The 502-nt window shown below is 37.6% G+C and carries 1 protein-coding gene; it reads left to right on the top strand.

Annotation, left to right across the window (positions count from 1 at the left end):
• Window positions 1-502, top strand: a 502-nt coding sequence (locus D5018_RS21530; protein WP_121840997.1) for an IS1634 family transposase, incomplete at both ends; no start/stop codon positions are given.

The following is a 502-nucleotide window of genomic DNA, read 5'->3' as shown; positions in this document are numbered from 1 at the left end:
ACAAGTTGAACGTACAAAGCTAAGCATTAAAAAAGAGCTGTTTCATCTACAAGCTCAGCGGTTTGCTTGTCAAACAGACGCCCAAAGAGCGTTAGATAAAATAACAAAAAAAATGAAGTATCATCAGCTAGCAGAGAAAAGTGTTATCGAGCATAAAGTATATGAAGGTAAAGGTCGGCCAAAGAAAGATGCCCCAGTGAAACGCATTGAATGGCAAATTACCGCAGAGATAATAGAAAGCGCAGATAAAATTAATGACGTTGTGAAACAAAAGTCCTGCTTTGTCCTTGCAACCAATATTGATAAAAAAACTTTGTCACCTGAGGAATTACTTAAACACTACAAAGCTCAGTCTGAAGTAGAAAAAGGCTTCCGTTTTTTAAAAGACCCATTGTTTTTCGTCTCTTCATTATTTATCAAAAAGCCAAGCAGAATCGACGCACTATTGATGGTGATGACACTCTCACTCTTGGTGTACTCGATTGCTCAAAGGAGAATGAGA

This window comes from Parashewanella curva (genome assembly GCF_003675895.1).
In the GTDB taxonomy this organism is placed as follows: Bacteria; Pseudomonadota; Gammaproteobacteria; order Enterobacterales; family Shewanellaceae; genus Parashewanella; species Parashewanella curva.
Note: the sequence above shows the minus strand (reverse complement) of the source record. Positions and strands in the feature narration are given on the sequence as shown.